This window comes from Erwinia sp. PME.40.26/001, assembly GCF_055556675.1.
Window position 1 is genome coordinate 1 of record NZ_JBVHNP010000352.1, and the last position, 247, is coordinate 247.

General features: G+C 66.8%; 1 pseudogene. It reads left to right on the forward strand.

The features are described 5' to 3' along the window. Positions 1-247: pseudogene (locus ACZ3HG_RS24505) on the forward strand (2-hydroxyacid dehydrogenase); the annotation flags it as partial.

Here is a 247-nt window from a genome sequence, read left to right on the forward strand (position 1 = left end):
GCCGCCCACTACGACATCCTTTACGCGCCGGATCGCCAGCGCCGTGACGCGATGATCGCCGGCCCGGCCAAAAAGGTGGCGGTGGTGCTGACCAACGGCTCCACCGGCCTGACTGCCGACGAAATGCGCGCCTTGCCGCATCTGCAGCTGGTGTGTGCCCTGGGCGCCGGCTTTGAAAACATCGATGCCGCCCACGCCAAGGCGCATGGCATCGAGATCGCCACCGGTGCCGGTACCAACGAGGACT